Raw genomic sequence first — 15,468 nt, forward strand, 5'->3', positions numbered from 1 at the left:
AGACGGGCCGTTCGCCGCCGGTCGGAGACCTCGTGCCGGCCGCCGGTTCGCCGGGGCGGCTACCGACGGCGAGGACCGGCGGTCATGTGGACGTCTTCACGCGGGGCGGGCTCCCGCCGGTACGGCGCTTCAGAATGCGGAACGCGGCGAGGGCCAGCAGGGCGACGATGACGAGGGCGAGGCCGGTCCCGGTGAGCTGGAGTGGCCAGTAGTGGGAGAGGGGGTGGTAGTCCTGGTAGTAGCTGACGGCGTCGAGCTTGTCGTACGCGGCGCGGCACGGCGCCCAGGTGCTGCTGCCGCAGTGGGGGTTGGGCAGCCGGGCGCCTGTGGAGGTGAGGACGCCCTCGTCGACCGTCACCCCTCGGCCCGCCGGGACGGAGAGCGTCAGGCTGCTGACACTGGTCACGCTGGGCCACAGGTGGGGCAGTGCCAGGTGGATGATGCCGAACACGCCCGCTGTGGCGACGACGGAGGTGATGAGGGCGGGCAGGGAGCGGCACCAGACGAGGCCGGCCAGGGCGCCGACGGCGAGGCCTGCCAGGGCCAGGGCGACGGTGACGGGTGCGCCCGCGTAGAAGGTCGGGGGGTCGTACCAGACCTTGGCGGTGTCGATGCGGCCCTGCCCGGCGGACAGGGCGAGGTGATGCAGCCCGACCAGCAGACCGGTGCCGGTGGCGACGAGGGCGGCCGGGGCGGCGAGCCTGGCGGCGAGCCAGCGGGCCGGGGACACCGACTGGGTCCAGGTCAGTTGGGCGGTGCCCGTCTCCAACTCCCTGCTGGTCAGGGTGGCGCCGGCCCACGCGGCGACGAGGAAGGGGACGGCGAGGACAGCGATCGTGGCGTACTGATAGACGTCCTTGTAGCGCAGGATCGCGGGCTGGTCGTAGTCGCACTTCGCCGCCATGCCGCAGGCGTCGTAGTGCTGCCATGCCGCCGCGGCGGCGTCGGTGAGCGGGCCCCACAACCACAGCAGCGCGGCCGAGAGCACGATGACCAGCCCTGCCCAGACGCACAGCGCCGGGCGGTGCAGCCGCAGCAGCCACCGGGTCTGGCGGGGCGCGGCGAAAGGACGCCGAGTGGCCGCGGGGACGGTGGAGGCAGGGGCGGTCATGCGGTCGTCTCCTGGGACATGGCGGGGGCGGGTATGGGGTCGAGGGTCAGTGGCGGCGCTGCCGGGCTGCGCAGATGGGCGAGAACCAGTTCCTCCAGGGACGGCTCTCTGGTCTGCCAGTCGCCGGGCAGGGGGCCCGCGGGGCGGATGAGGGCGGTGAGCTGGCGGCCGGTCGTACGGGACTCCACCACGGTGTTCGGGTCCAGGTCGCGGAGGGCGCCGGTGGTGGTCTCACGTGCGGGGCGGGTGATCCGGGTGTGGGCGGCCAGCAGGCCGTCGATGTCACCCGCCAGGCGGACACGGCCGTCGCCGATCAGCAGCAGGTGGTCGCAGGAGTCCTCCAGCTCCGCGATCACGTGCGAGGACATCACGATCGTGGTGCCGTACTGGGCGGCTGTGGCCATGAGGGTGCCCATCAGCTCGTGCCGGGCCAGCGGGTCGAGGGCGGCCATCGGCTCGTCCAGCAGCAGCAGTTCGGGCCGCTTGGCCAGGGCGAGGGCGAGCGCCACGCGGGTGCGCTGGCCGCCGGAGAGCGAGCGGATCCGGGCTCCGTGGTCCAGGTCTCCGCCGGCCACGACCCGCTCCGCGGTGGCCGCGTCCCAGCGGCCGGGATTGAGGTCCGCGCCCATGCGGAGCGTCTCGGCGACGGTGAGCTGCGGATACAGCGGCTTGTCCTGAGCAACGTAACCGATGCTCGGCCGGGCGTGGGCCGGGTGCCCGCCGAGCACCGTGATCGAGCCCTCGCTGGGGGCGATCAGCCCCGCCGCCAGGGCGAGCAGCGTCGACTTGCCCGCACCGTTGGGACCCACGAGCGCGCAGACGCGTCCGGCGGGCAGCCGGAACGCGCAGTCACGCAGCGCCCAACCACCGCGCCGCCGGAACAACTTGCCCAGCCCGGCCGCCTCGATGGCAGTCCTCGTCATCCCTGTTCCCTTCCAGTGGGCTCGAAGTGCTCGTCCAGCACGAGAGCGAAGAGCGCCGCCACGTCGTCCCGCTCCAGGCCGGCCGCCCGGGCTCGCATCGCCCACTCGGCGAGTTCGGCTCTCAGCGGAGAGTCGCCGGGTGCGGCGCCGAGGGACTTGCGCACGAATGTGCCGAGCCCCCGGCGCGCCTCCACCAACCCCTCCCGCTCCAGCTCCCGGTACGCCTTGAGCACCGTGTTCGGGTTGACCGCCGTGGCCTCCACGACCTCTCGGGCCGCGGGAAGCTTGTCACCCGGCTCCAACAGCCCCAGGCGCAGAGCCTGCTTGGTCTGCTGGACGATCTGTACGTAGGTGGCAACCCCGCTGCGCCGGTCGATTCGATACTCGATCATCCCGGCCAACGCCCTTTCACTAATTAAGTAGTGAAAGGGTGGACCGAAGCAGGTGCAGCTGTCAAGGAGGAGCGCTGACCGCGGGGCTCCTGATGGCATGTCCGCCGACGGCCGTCAGCGTGCCCGCAGGGGTGCTGCGCGCCCGACTTGCTGGTGTCGTCCTGCCAGGAGTGCCGCCCCGGCGGCATGCGACTTCGCCGCGCGGGCCCTCCCTCGACGGATCCCTCACATGGCCATGTACGGCGCGCCCGTCGGCGGCAGTTGGGGCGGACTCTTCTCGGACCTGGTCCGCGTACCGTACGCGGACGCCATGCTCGTGCCTCTGCCGGCCGGTCTGGACCCCGTCGCGATGGCCTCGGCCGGCGACAACTGGTCCCTGTCCTGGCGTCTGGTGGCCCCGCATCTCAAGGCCAGGCCGGGGGCCCGCGTCCTCGTCGTCGCCCGCGGCAGCATCGGCCTGTACGGCTGTGCGTCACCGGGCAGTTGACCGGGCGACGACGACGTGCCCGCGCGGCGATCCCGGCCGTGGACCACCCTTCGGTGGCCCGGGTCACCGCGGACGGGTTCTTCGTCGCACCCGAACCCGACCGGGCCCGCGCCCTGTTCCCCGGCGCACAGGCCGGACATCGGCCGGCCTGCCCCCCTGGGCATCCCGTCGGTCACTCCGCAGAAGGGGGTCCGGCTCTCCGTAGGCATGGGCCGTGCCGTGCGCAGTGTTCGCCACAGCAATGACCGTGGACCGTTGCCGCCGGAACGGCGGGCGCCATTGACTGCGCTCAGGCGATCGCGGGAGGACATTCACGCCCGCGCATTCTGCGCCTGCAACCGACAGGACCGGAAGGTAAGTTCACAGTGGGAAAACACTGCAAGCCGTCGAACACGCAGATACCTCGACGGGTGGGCATGGGCGTCGTCACGGCGGCCCTCGGAGTCACCGGCCTGGGCTTTGCCGGCACCACCGCGTATGCGGACAGCAAGCCCTTCAACCCCGACAAGTTCAGGGAGCTGGTGAACGAGCCTCTGGACACATTCGCAGCGCAGCAGAACCAGCACGACGCCAACGACTCCGCGCCGGACGCGGACGGCATGCGGTGGGACCGCGACGGCTGCTCCGTCCCTGACTCGGTCGCTTCGGCCGCCGCCGCTGCCGGCCAGTCCCTGAAGGGCACGGCCGCGGACGCCGCCTGCAACCGGCACGATGCCGCCTACCGCACCCTTCAGAGCGCAGGCAAGTGGAATCCGAACAGCCATGCCGATGCCGACAGGCGTTTCGCCGCTGATCTCCACGACCTCCAGCAGGCCGGCAGGATCTCGGAATTGCAGGAGACGTCCCTGGCGCTCGGCGCCGGTCTCGGCTCAAAGCTTCCGAGCGGGGCGAACGGGCTCCCCGCATACGACGAGAGCACGGACAGCCCTTACGCACAGACCGGTCAGAGCAGCAGCCGCACCAAGCGGAGCCTGGACGACGTCACCTCTCCCGAGGAGACGGACGACGGTTCTCTCCAGGGAGCGGGAGGACCGGACCCGGACTCCCAAGAGGCCCAGGAGGCCCAGGAGGCCCAGGATTCCGCGACCGGCCAGGAGCAGGACCTGTCGGGTGACGACTCCTTCGCGCAATCGAACGACGTGACCTTCCCGGCGGGGGACGACGGGGCATCGCAGCTCTGGGGCGGAATCGAAGAGCGCTGACTCTGCACCACCCCTACGGGAACGGCGGTCCGGAGGCCCTACGGCCTCCGGACCGCCGTTCCTCGGTTTCAGTCCCGGCCTGGTCGCCCAGTGGTCACGCCTCCGCGCCGGGCAAGGACGGACGGCTGCGCAGCGAGGGCGGGGCGGGGAGGCTGAGCTGTGTGACGTGGCTGGTGGTCAGTGCCGTACTCAGTTCGGCTCTGCCCTCGATGGCGAGCTTGCGGTAGGCGTGGGTGAGGTGGAACTCGACGGTCCGTCGGCTGACGAACAAGGCGGAGGCGATCGCCTGGTTGTCCATGCCGGTGGCGGCGAGGGAGGCGATGCGGTGTTCGCGTTCGGTGAGCGCGCTCACTCCGGACTGACGTCTGCGGCGAGGGCGGGCACCCGTCACCAGCAGGGCGCGGTAGGCGCGTTCGGACAAGGGGGTGGCGCCCGATGCGTCGGCGAGGTCGAGTGCCTCGCGCAGGGCCTGCCGTGCCTCCCCGGGCCGGCCGGTCGTGTGGAGTGCCTCGCCGAGGTCGGTGAGCGTGTGGGCGAGGGCCCGCCGGGCGGGTGTGCCCTGGAGGAGGGAGGCGGCCTCCGACAGGGAGGTGACGGCGTCGACGCCGGTCCGCAGACGCCCGAGGATCCGCAGACTGGTGGCGATCGTGTGGGGGGCGCCCCAGCGACGTGCCCGTACGAGTTCCTCGTCGGCCAGGTCCATGGCGGTGCCGTGGTTGCCGAGGTCCTGGTGGACGAGGGCGGCGTGGGAGCGCCAGGGGACGATGGCGGGGTTGTCGTATCCGCGGTCCTGCATCAGCCGTGCACAGGCTTCGAGTTCGTCCAGGGCGGCGTGATGGTTGCCCTGGGCGTGGTGGTTGCGGGCGCGTGCGGCGTGCAGGGTCGCCCAGCTCCAGTGGCAGCCGGCAGGGCTCTGGTAGGAGATGCGACAGGCGTGCTCCGCTTCCTCGCCGGCGCCGAGGTCGAGCAGGGCATGGATGACCTGGGCGGTGGCGTAGGGCTGGTAGCGCTGCCCCGGGGGCGCCAGGGCGAGGGCCTGGCGGCCGAGTGACAGGGCGGACGCTATGTCTCCCATACGGTGGGAGATCTTGGCCCGCATGGCCATGAAGAGCGACCGCAGCGGGACGGGCTGGCGGTGCAGGCCGTCGCCGACCAGTTGGTCGCAGCAGCGGGCGGCGTCGGTGAGGCGGCCCGCGTGCAGCAGCGTGGCCGTTGCGAACGCGGTCGTGAGAGCGGGTTCCTCGGTCGGCCCGGAGCGGGCGAGAGCCCGGTACGCGAGATCGGCGGCGGTGTGGGCGCACTGTCCGGTCAGCGTGGCCTTCAGGGCGAGTGCGGCCAGCAGCAGACGCTGCCCGGGGCTCGCTCCGGCCGGATCGCCTGCGATGTTGCCGCGGGCGATCCAGGCGTCGGCCACGTGCGGAGTCTCCTCCATGAGGACCAGGATGCCCTGGGCCCACAGCCGGTACAGCGTCTCGCGGTCGTCCTCGCCGATCTGGCCGGCGAGCTCGTCCAGCAGGGCCACGGCCGCTTCGGCACGGCCGGTGCGGACCAGCGCCCCGGCCAGGTGCGGCACAAGGGTCGCCCGGATGCGGACGTCCTCCTCACCTTCCAGGACGGTACGCAGATGGGACGCGGCCGAGTGTGGGTCGAGGTGCACCTCGGCGATGCCGAGCCGGGCCAGCAGCGCGGGACGGTCGGTGTCCTCGGGCGGCTCCGCCAGGGCCCGGCGCAGATACGCGCCGACGGCGGGCAGATCGGAGCGCTCGTCGGCGACGCGGGCCGCCTCGCACAGTACCGTCACCCGCCACGCCTGCCCCTCGGGCGCGGTGAGCAGCAGCATGTCCGCGATCTCGGGGGTGGCGGCACCGAGGTCCCGCAGCGTCTCGGCCGCCCGGGAACGCACCGCGTCGAGCGTGTGCTCACCGGCCAGCGCGGTGAGAACCTGCGCGAGGGCGGCCGAGCGCGGTCGCCAGGGCGGGCCCGCGCAGACGAGTCCGGCATCCTCCAGGGCGGTGACGGCCTGTTCCGCGGCCGGCATGGCGATCCCGGCCGTCCGTGCCAGCAGCGGCAGGCCGGTCACCCGGCCGAGGGCGGTGACGGCCGTGGCCGTGGCGGTCACCGCGGGTCCGTGGCGGTTCAGCAGCAGGGGCAGGGCGCGCAGCAGGGCGCGGGAGCAGATGTCGGCCGCTTGTTCCCGCGTGATCTGTGGCGGCGGGGTGCCGGTGCGGGCGACGGCATCGACCACGGCGTCGAGCAGCCCCGGGTTGCCACCGGTGGCGGCATGGCACACCGCCGCGCTGTCCGCCTCCAGGGCCTCGCCCAGCCTGCCGGCCAGGTGGTGGGCGGTGCCCTGCTCGGAGAGGGGCCGGGGGCGCAGGCGGGGGAATTCCGGGCAGGCCGCCAGCGCGGTTTCGAGTGCCGCGCACGCGGCTCCGGAGGCGGTACGGGTGGCCACGGCCAGTCCGATCGGGACACCGTCCAGACGACGAGCCAGGTAGGCCAGCCACTGCTGGGAGAGGTCGTCGGCGTGGTGGGCGTCGTCGACCAGCAGGACGACGGGTGCTTGCCGGGACAATCGCAGGAGCAGCAGATACAGATCGTGGAACCGCTCGACGGGCAGGACCTGGTCATCGTGTCCCTCGGGGAGCGGGGCCTGGCCGGGGACCGGCAGACCGAGGTCCTTGTCGCTCAGCCGGGCATCGAGCAGCTGCCGGACGGTTCCCCACGGCGCGCACGCCTCTTGCGGACAGCACCGCGCCCTCAGCACCTGGGCCTTCCCCGGTCGGGCACGCGTGGCGGCTTCGGCCAGCAGGGCACTCTTTCCGGCGCCCGCCGGTGCGTCGATCAGCGCAGCCGTACCGTTTCCCGCAAGGACCTGGCCGAGGAGGACATCCAGCGACTGCAGCTCGGTGGCGCGCTCCACGAGAGGCGTCATGGGCCCTCCGTACGTCGTCGGGGCGGAACTTGTCCACCAGGAGCCGGCGTTCTCGACCGCTCGCGGTGCGTCCTGGCTTCGGCCGCCCCGAAGTCATACGACGGTGGCGCCGCGGTGGTGATCATCTGGGCCGGCTCGCGCGTCATCGCAGCAGGTGATCGGCCACGGCCGTGTTGGTGACGATGCCGTTGAACAGGCCGGTCTTCAGCGCCGCCGAGGTGGCGGCGGCCCGCTCGGCGCCGTCGGCGAGCAGGATCACGTCGGGCACGCGACGCAGTTCCTCGAAGTCGATGGCGATGATCCGCTCGGTGAGTTCCGGGGCGACCGTATTCCCGTCGGCGTCCAACAGCTGGCCCACGACTTCGGCGCATGCTCCTTTGCGCCGGTACCTCTCGCGCTCGGTCCGGCTGAGTGCGTCGTAGACCGTGGACAGTCCCGGCCCCCAGGCGCCGACGGTGACGATGGCTTTGGTGACGTGCTGGAACTGGCTGACCGCTTCGGCGATGCCCGGCTGCCGGCGCAGCATCTGGGCCGTCGCGCCGTCGGGAAGCAGCAGCGGCGCGTAGACCGGATATGCGGGTCCTCGCGCGATGGAGGCGGCTCGGCGTACGGCTTCCACGACGTTGGCGTCCGCGGGCCGCAGGGGGGTCACCCCGCACAGTTGCACCACCGTGCACCGGGCCAGTGCGGTCAGTTCGGGACCGAGCGCCTCGATCTCGGGGCCCCAGACGAGTCCGAGGACGTCGTTGTCCGTGACGATCTCGGTGAGCAGTCCCGCGGCGACCGCGCCGAGACGGCGGGTGACCAGCGCCGCGCTGCTCGTGTCCTGCTCCGCCGAGGTGAAGACGACGCTGTGGCGGAGGTTGTACCGGGTGCGCAGGGCGTCGGAACGTTCGGCGTCCAGGTCGGCGGGCAGCCTGACCTCGAGTCGGATCAGGCCGTTGTGCAGGGCGGCCTCCAGCATTCGGGCCACTTTGAAGCGGCTGACGCCGAACTCCTCCGCGATCTCGACCTTCGACCTGCCCTCGAGGTAGAACTGCCGGGCCATGGCGGCGGTTTGGACCAACTCCTCCGGGCCCGTGTGGTGCGGCGGCCTGCCGACCCGCGACCTGTTCTGCGCGCTCATACCCTCCACCACCTGCTGTCCGAAACCGTTCACCGAACCCGTCATTCGCCACCGTTCATCGACAGATCAGCCGGGGACCGGGACGGCTGACCGCGGCAGACATGCCCGGACCCACTTGCCGCCTCCGGGTGCCCACCCTGCTGTCCAGGACCCGGCGAGCGCGGCGACGATCGCAAGCCCGCGCCCGCAGTCGTCGTCATGCCCTGCCGAGCGCCGGACGGGCAGATCCGGCGACTGGTCATGCACTTCGGCGTGGAGTACGCCGGGCCGGAGTCCCAGCTTGAGGGTGATCGGCGACTCCGCTCCGCACTCGTCCGGATGCGTGGCGTGTCGGCGCGGGGCGCGTGGCGACTGGGCGGCACCGTGGCAGACGGCGTTCGTGACCAGTTCGCAGACGACCAGGACGGCCGCTTCGATGAGTTCCTCTGCCGCACCCCAGCGGTGCAGAGACTTCCTGGTGAAGGCTCGCGCCTGCCCGGGAGCGGTCAGAACAGCCTGCAATTCGATGGAGGCGGAGGCGACTTCGGCGTCGGCGCTCGGAACGTCGCGTTCGGCTACAGCGTTCATGGCGTCTTCCGATCCTTCAGAAGATTCTGGATGGCCCCTGTGGGCTGCCGTGACCTCACCGCGGGGTCTGGCTGGTGCTGCAGCGCGAAGGCCGAGAGCCATAGACGCCGGCCGTGGACCTGGATAGGTCGGCTCTGCAGGTTTCTGCTCGATTGAGCTAATAGACCTCATACGTTTCAGGTATCTCCATTAAAGGCCGCTACAGGCCGAAGTCAATGGGACGGCCGGGATATTCTTCAAAGAGGAGCGAATAGTGCTCATACGAGCACAATCCCTGGGTCCGGGCGGCGATCCCCTCCCCAGAAGCGGCGCTGCGGACTGAGGCGCGAGCGCGCCGGAGCGCCTGTTCCGCAGGTTTTCTCGACCGGCTCCGCAGGACTTTCCAAGGCGCGGCGTGACGTCACCGCAGGGAAATGGTGAACCCGTTTCCGGCGGTGCAGGCTTGTTCCTTCACTTCTCTCCTGGCCGGTTCGCCCTCACCGCTGCTCCCGCCGACGATGGGGACTGCGGCGTTCTCGAGGGCTGCAGCCCGAAGCCGCCGACCGCCTGCGAAGGGTTGTCGGCACCGGCGGTGACCGACGCGTGGTCCGTAGGCATTGGCGCCGCCCTCCGTACCTGTTTCCACGAGGGGTTCCAGAGACGGCCGCAGCAGTAACGGCAAGACATTGCGGGCCCGGCGGAGAACGTCATTGACTTCGATCGGCGCCGATCCGGCGGGTTTCCCCACGCGGAGGCCCTGAACCCGGCGATCAACCACCGGTGATCCATCGGGCGGCGTTTCCGGACCGCCCGACCGACAGAACGGATATCCCCCATGCGGCCCCCTGTTGCCCGATTCCGTGATTCACGCACGTGCACACCACGACCAGTTGAGAGCCCGAACGCGTCCATGGCGGAACCCGGCCTGCCGTGTCTGCCGAGCCCACACGCCCGCACAGACCTCCCCATGCACGGCCCGCGCCCCTCGGCACACGTCCACCACTCCCGGCGTCGCGCATGCCAGGGACAGCGGACGGGCAGGTGACGAGAGATGCCCCGGCGTCACCAGGCCGACGTGCCCGAGCCGAAGGGCACCGAGTCAGCCCATTCTTGGGCCGATCTGCCCGATGCGGCACTCATCGCGAGACTGCGCACCCCCGCCACGTCACCACCGGATGACCAGGGGCCAGGCAACCCCGGGGCCCGTAGGAAGCGGATCGCGGCAGCCGCGGCCGAACTGCGCAGACGCCGCCTTCCCGCCCTGCTCGACTACGCCGCCCTCTTCGCGGTCGAAGCATCCGTACGGGCTCTGGCGCTGGAGGCGCTCCAGCGCGCGGTGCTCGACATACGCACCGCGCCGGACACCGAGCCGCCGCCGCCCCACCACCCGCTCCTCCTCGTCGAGGACACCGCCAGGCTGTGGGCCGACAGCACACGCCGAGGGGAACTCTCCGCCGAATTCCTCGCGTGGGTGGACCGCACGACGCACGCCTTCCCCGGCCTGCCGTCCGACCAGCCGTCCTCCGTGGACGCCGGTCTCGTCTCCTGGGCCTACCAGCAACTGCCCCACCAGACCCAGGCCACCGTGTGGCACACCGTCGTGCAGCGGGACGACGCCCTCACGGCCGGCCTGTCCCTCGGCGTGCACCCCGACAGGGTGCCCCACCTCCGACGCAGCGCCCTCGAAGATCTCCGCCAGGCCTATGTGCGCCTTCACGCCGAACGGTCCGACAACGGGCACTGCCACTACTTCAGCTCCCTCCTGGAAGCCGCGACCCGCCGCATCGGCGCATACCCGAATGATGACCTCGACCGGCACATGGCCGTCTGCCACGGCTGTTCCCGCGCGCATTCCGACCTGACCGGCGTGAACGCGCGGCCGGGCGCGGTACTGGCGGCGGCTCTCCTGCCCTGGGGTGGTGCCGCCTTCGCGGCCGCCAGACGGCGACGCGCCGGCAAGGCTCGATCGGTCGCCGATTCCGAACGGATGCGGGGCACCGCCGGCCACGCCCTGCCGCGTGCGGAAAAGGCGCCGGACCTGTCATGGCTGCGGCACGCCGCCCGTAAGAGCCCCGCGGTGAGTGTCACAGCGGCCGCGGGCATCCTCGTGGCGGCCGCCGCCGCCCTCCAACTGCACGTCAGCGGCCACAACACGGGTGCTGCCGGTCCTGTGCCCGGCAGCCCCGCCCGCACCGCTCCCCACCCGACCGCCACCCCGCCTCCCTCCCCCGGCGCGGCACCCGGCACGGCGGAGGGGACCAAGCCCGGCTCTCGGTCTTCGGCCGGCGAAGAGCATGCCGCGGCAAAGCGCCGAGTACGCGGTCATACCCCGGTCCGTAGTCACGCCCCTGTGGTGGAAACCTTCGGCGTCCCGCCCTCCTGCAACAGCGAGCAGAAATAGCTCCATTCGGCCGGGACCACGTCATCGCGCCGCCCAGTCGTCATTCAGGGCCACGTCTGCTGTCACTCATGGAGGAACCGCAACACCATGTCGAAGCACCGCAAGCCGGTGGCTGAGCGCCATGCCGGCCGGCAACTCGGTGTCCGGGAACTCCGTACACGGCCGCCGGCTCACGGGCGGTGGCGGCAGCCGGGCACTCGGGGAGCTCATCAGCGGGACTGGGAAGCTCCTCGCGCAGGGGGCAGTCGAGTTCGCGCGGCGGGTCGGCCTTGCGCCCAGCCCGGTCCGGACCTCGAAGGGCCCGGCGACTGCGGCGGGGCGGGCGCCGACCCGATGGATCGGAGCACCTGACGTGCGACGTCGAGAACATGCGGGGAACGGATCCGCCGCCTCCGCTCCTCACGCCGGTCACTCGCGGCACCACCGGGCGCCACGCGACGGCGGCGGTTCCGTACGGCCCGGACGCGGGCGGGTCCTCCCCTTCTACCTCGTCCTGTTCACCGCCGACGCGTTGCTCGGCCGGCTGGCGTGGATCGTCACCCGGCCGATCACGCAGGGGTCCGAGTATCCGTTGTGGAGCCTGCGCGGTGCGGTGGCGTCGGCACTGGGCGACGCGTTCCTGTTCGGCGGGCTGCTGGCGCTGGTGACATGGCGGGTGGTCCATGTCGAGCACCGGCGATTCGCCGATCTCGGCCTGGCTTCGCCGGGATGGGGGCGTGAGCTCGCCCGGGGCTACGCACTGGGGCTGGCCTGGGCCGTCGCAGCGCTGTTCATCGCGGTCGCCGCGGGATGGGCCGCCGTCAGCGGGGGCGTCCGGCAGTCCGCGCTCGTCGCCTTCACCCCCTTGTGGATGGTCGTGAGCGTGTTCCAGGCGGGTGTGGAGGAAGTGATTTTCCGGGGCTGGATGCTCTCGCTGCTGGTCCGACGCCGGGGACCGTGCAAAGCGGTGTTGATCCAGGCTCTGCTGTTCGGCTGTCTGCATCTGCTGGTGGACGCGAATACCGCTCTGGCGGTACTGCACGGCCTGGTCTTCGGAGTCTTTGCCGGACTCCATGCGCAGTACCGCCGTGGAATCTGGGGGGTCATCGGCATCCATGGTGCCTATAACTTCGCGGCCATTCCCATCATCGCGGTGAGCGGCGGCGGCCGGTACGGCCCGGCAGGCTGGCATTACGCCGCCGTCGCACTGACCGGAGTCGGTGCGTCGGTGGCGTACATCCTGTTCAAAAGGTCCGCCGGCCATGTGCGGTTTCCCCGTTGACGGCCACGGCCCCGTGCACGGAGACTCACCCGCCCTGGCAACCGGCTCGGCTCCGCCGCGTCCGCACCGCCCGCCCCGAATGCTTCACCATCTGCCCCACCCAGGCGTGAGCCCTACTGACGCCGCGGGCCAAGGACACAGAACTCGTTACCTTCGGGGTCCGCCAATACGACCCACGATTGATCACCCTGGCCGATGTCGACACGCTGTGCGCCGTGAGCCACCAGACGAGCCACCTCGGCGTCCTGGTCATCAGGCCTGAAGTCGAGATGCAGTCGGCTCTTGGCCTTCTTGCTCTCATCAAGCCGGATGAAGTCCAACCCCGGCAGGCGATCCGGCTCCGGGCGGATCTCGAACTCCTCGTCGGAGGAGTGGACCACAACCCAGCCAAGAGCCTCGGCCCACCACTGCCCCAAGGCCACCGGATCTGCCGAGTGAACGATTACCTGTTCCCATTCCAAGGTCATCCGCCGAGCCTAGACCGGCCAGGGCTGCGAAGAACAGGCACTCAGGCCTCCCTCATCGGGCTGAACCCGAGCGCCATTCCGGTCTCAGCCTGTCACGAGGGTCAGGCCCCACTTGCCCAGCGCCTCGTTCACCGGCTGGAACATGGTGTACGGGGAGCCTGTCTGACCGCAGTGGACCACACCGCCGCCCGAGTGCAGACCGACGGCCTTCCACTTCGAGCCCGTCCACGTCACGTAGGCGCCGCCCGAGTCGCCTCCGTCGGAACAGGCATTGGTGTAGGACAGGCCGTCGACGACGACGTTGCCGTAGTTGACGCTCTGGTCGACGCTGGTGATCGTGCCGCAGCGCCAGCCGGTGGTCTGCCCGGACCGGCAGACGGTCTGGCCGGCCATTCCCTCGGCGGAACCGGTGACGGTGGCCGCTCCGTACTGGTAGGCGGAGACCTGTGAAGTGAGAGACCAGGCGCTCGACTCCACCGTCACGAGGCCGAAGTCTCCTTCGCTGGAGTCCACGCTCCGGCTGCCGCCTTTGTTGGAGGTGCCGACCCAGCTGCCGTCCGAGCCGTACGCACCCTGGTCCACGTCGTTGGTGCAGTGTCCGGCCGTGAGAAAGCCCTTCTCGCCCGACGGGCCCGTGACCGCGAACCCGATCGAGCAGGGGCTCTCGTTGTACGGCGACCACGTCTCGCCGCCTCTGATGGCACCCCCTTGCTGCTGAGGGACGTCATCCGTGCGTTCGATCCGCACGATGCCCTTGGGCAGGCCCTTCAGCGAGGGTGCGCTCGCGGTACGGGCCAGCTCGACGACCACCCTGTTGTGCTGTGCGTCCACGCCCCACCTGTGCACCCCGGACCTGCCGGTACCGATACGGCTGCTCACGGTCCGGTAGGCGGCCGCCAGTTCGGCGGCGCCGTGTTTCACCCGTCGGGTCCGGGCACCGAGCCGGCGCGCCCGCTTCTCGGTCGCGGAGTCGGTGACGGCCACGACCAGGTGGCCGGTGCCGGTGTCGATCCAGGAGCCGGCGATTCTGCCGCCGAGCTCGGCACGCACGGCTTTCGAGGTCCGGACGGCCGTGGCCTCGTCCGAGAACCGGGTGCGCGCGGCTTCGGCGCTGATGCCGAGGTCCCGCTGCATGGCACGGAGCATCGGATTCGGAGGCGTCGGCGGCGGTGCGGCCTGGGCGGGTGCGGACAGGACGCATGATGCGGCCACAAGCAGCGACGTCATCGCCGCATATCGCGCGCTGTGCGAGAGGCTGGTTTTCATGACTCGACCCTTCCGGTGAGAGTGAACGGGCGGCTGTCTCTGTCTCGCTCGGTACGTGCTGCCGCCAAGGGGACCGGAGACGTTCGGCCGGAGGCCGACGGCCTCTCGGGAACGCTGGTGGAGAGGCCGGTGCCGCCTGCCGGGACGATCGCCCGCCACCCGGTGCGGTCCGGTCTCCGCCGTTTCCGACGGACGGGGGATGGCCGTGACCGCACCGGGTGGGTGTGTCCCGCCCAGGCCACGGAACACACACGCGCCGCGCCCCAGGTGTCAGGGCCGCGCTCCATGGGGTGCCGCGCGGTCCCGGATACGACAGCACGTCCGGCGTTGTCATGAACTTAGGCTCGACGCACGGCGTTACCTATCCGTGGCGGCCAACCACGGGTACGTAGATAACTGCGAAGACTACGGATGGAGCAGTCCGCGGGGCATCGGTGTGTCACCCGGGACGGGCGCGGTCCGTCGCCCTCGCTCGTGATCGGACGGGCTGGTGGCGCCGGGCCCTGCGGAACGCGCCACATGTTTCCGTACCCCGGCGGTTTCTTACGTGTAGGTGATCCGGGGACCGCATATTGCCCGCAGGCACGCCGTCGGCCAGAGTGATCGCGCCCTGAGGCATCGCTCCACCCGGCCGCGTCGGGAGCTCACAGCCGCGGCTCGCCGCCTGCTTGCTGCCGACAGGCCGGATCGTTCCGTGCCCATCCCACGGTGTGGCGCTGCCGGTACCTCTCAGCGACGCGCTCTGCCGCACCCCGCCCCTCGCACCGATGGAGATCACCATGATTGGCACCCCCGTCGACATCGGCAGGCTCACCGGCGTCTGGCGGATCGACCCCGCCCATTCCGAGGTCAGCTTCACCGTGCGCCACCTCATGGTCCGGGTGCGAGGTGGCTTCACACGGTTCTCCGGGACCATCACGGTGGAGGACGAACCCGACCGCTCGGGCGTCCGGGCACAGGTCGACACCGCATCGGTCGACACCCGCAACGCCCGACGGGACGAACAGGTGCGTGGAGCCGACTTCCTCGACAGCGAAAGCCACCCGACGGCGTCCTTCGAGTCCGCCCGGGTCAGCAGGAAGGACGGCCGGTACGTCGTCGAGGGGCAGCTGACGATCCGGGGGGAGATGCGTACGGTCGCCTTCGACCTGTTCCTGCTCGGCGTGGACACGGACGCGTCGGGTGGCACGCGCGCGGGATTCAGGGCCTACTCCCGGATCAGCCGCTCCCAGTTCGGGGTGACGGGCAATGTGCCTCTGCCAGGAGGACGTGTGCTGATCGGCGACACCGTCACGCTGGAAGTGGAGATCGAGGCGCTCAAGGAGCGCTGACACCGCGACGATGAGGCCGG

12 protein-coding genes and 1 pseudogene are annotated in these 15,468 nt (G+C 71.0%); 5 read left to right on the top strand and 8 right to left on the bottom strand.

Features of this window, described 5'->3' with window-relative positions:
• Positions 1 to 82 precede the first annotated feature (82 nt).
• The 3 genes from AVL59_RS31255 to AVL59_RS31265 are packed head-to-tail and all read right to left on the bottom strand — an operon-like array spanning position 83 to position 2,426.
• The gene (locus AVL59_RS31255; protein ID WP_067311180.1) at positions 83 to 1,111 is read right to left on the bottom strand and encodes an ABC transporter; all 1,029 of its coding nucleotides are present in this window, start codon (positions 1,109 to 1,111) and stop codon (positions 83 to 85) included.
• Positions 1,108 to 2,034: an ABC transporter ATP-binding protein gene (locus AVL59_RS31260; RefSeq protein WP_067311183.1), complete on the bottom strand. Its 927-nt coding sequence runs from the start codon at positions 2,032 to 2,034 to the stop codon at positions 1,108 to 1,110. Before AVL59_RS31260 ends, AVL59_RS31255 begins: the two co-directional genes overlap by 4 nt.
• A complete protein-coding gene (locus tag AVL59_RS31265; RefSeq protein WP_067311186.1) occupies positions 2,031 to 2,426 on the bottom strand; it encodes a GntR family transcriptional regulator in 396 nt (131 codons plus the stop codon). Before AVL59_RS31265 ends, AVL59_RS31260 begins: the two co-directional genes overlap by 4 nt.
• Before the next feature lie 220 nt (positions 2,427 to 2,646).
• Between AVL59_RS31265 and AVL59_RS31270 the strand changes: the two are divergent.
• Positions 2,647 to 2,895, top strand: a pseudogene (locus tag AVL59_RS31270) (zinc-dependent alcohol dehydrogenase); the annotation flags it as partial.
• A 434-nt stretch (positions 2,896 to 3,329) separates the two neighbouring features.
• Positions 3,330 to 4,115, top strand: a complete 786-nt coding sequence (locus tag AVL59_RS51785; RefSeq protein WP_067311191.1) for a phospholipase A2 — start codon at positions 3,330 to 3,332, stop codon at positions 4,113 to 4,115.
• A gap of 94 nt (positions 4,116 to 4,209) precedes the next feature.
• On the opposite strand, the gene AVL59_RS31280 is transcribed toward AVL59_RS51785, so the two are convergent.
• The 3 genes from AVL59_RS31280 to AVL59_RS31290 form a co-directional block, all read right to left on the bottom strand.
• Positions 4,210 to 7,050, bottom strand: a complete 2,841-nt coding sequence (locus AVL59_RS31280) for a helix-turn-helix transcriptional regulator (RefSeq protein ID WP_067311193.1) — start codon at positions 7,048 to 7,050, stop codon at positions 4,210 to 4,212.
• A gap of 142 nt (positions 7,051 to 7,192) precedes the next feature.
• On the bottom strand, positions 7,193 to 8,176 hold the full coding sequence (locus AVL59_RS31285; protein WP_067317988.1) for a sugar-binding transcriptional regulator: 984 nt from the start codon (positions 8,174 to 8,176) through the stop codon (positions 7,193 to 7,195).
• A 66-nt stretch (positions 8,177 to 8,242) separates the two neighbouring features.
• Positions 8,243 to 8,743, bottom strand: a complete 501-nt coding sequence (locus AVL59_RS31290; RefSeq protein WP_067311195.1) for an ATP-binding protein — start codon at positions 8,741 to 8,743, stop codon at positions 8,243 to 8,245.
• 1,030 nt (positions 8,744 to 9,773) lie between these two features.
• Here AVL59_RS31290 and AVL59_RS31295 point away from each other — a divergent pair.
• Positions 9,774 to 11,123 carry a hypothetical protein gene (locus AVL59_RS31295; RefSeq protein ID WP_067311198.1) on the top strand — a complete coding sequence of 450 codons (1,350 nt, stop codon included), beginning with the start codon at positions 9,774 to 9,776 and terminating at the stop codon, positions 11,121 to 11,123.
• A 511-nt stretch (positions 11,124 to 11,634) separates the two neighbouring features.
• Positions 11,635 to 12,384 (top strand): CPBP family intramembrane glutamic endopeptidase, encoded by a 750-nt coding sequence (locus AVL59_RS52730; protein WP_159400144.1) that lies wholly within the window; start codon positions 11,635 to 11,637, stop codon positions 12,382 to 12,384.
• Between the two features lie 113 nt (positions 12,385 to 12,497).
• On the opposite strand, the gene AVL59_RS31305 is transcribed toward AVL59_RS52730, so the two are convergent.
• Both AVL59_RS31305 and AVL59_RS31310 read right to left on the bottom strand, forming a co-directional pair.
• The gene (locus AVL59_RS31305) at positions 12,498 to 12,851 is read right to left on the bottom strand and encodes a VOC family protein (RefSeq protein WP_067311204.1); all 354 of its coding nucleotides are present in this window, start codon (positions 12,849 to 12,851) and stop codon (positions 12,498 to 12,500) included.
• An 84-nt stretch (positions 12,852 to 12,935) separates the two neighbouring features.
• Complete coding sequence (locus AVL59_RS31310) at positions 12,936 to 13,985, bottom strand: S1 family peptidase (RefSeq protein WP_237281743.1); 1,050 nt, start codon at positions 13,983 to 13,985, stop codon at positions 12,936 to 12,938.
• A 911-nt stretch (positions 13,986 to 14,896) separates the two neighbouring features.
• Between AVL59_RS31310 and AVL59_RS31315 the strand changes: the two genes are divergently transcribed.
• Entirely contained in the window at positions 14,897 to 15,448 is a 552-nt protein-coding gene (locus tag AVL59_RS31315; protein WP_067317990.1) for a YceI family protein, read from the top strand.
• Positions 15,449 to 15,468 lie beyond the last annotated feature (20 nt).

Origin of the sequence: Streptomyces griseochromogenes, from assembly GCF_001542625.1 — a bacterium.
Lineage (GTDB): Bacteria > Actinomycetota > Actinomycetes > Streptomycetales > Streptomycetaceae > Streptomyces > Streptomyces griseochromogenes.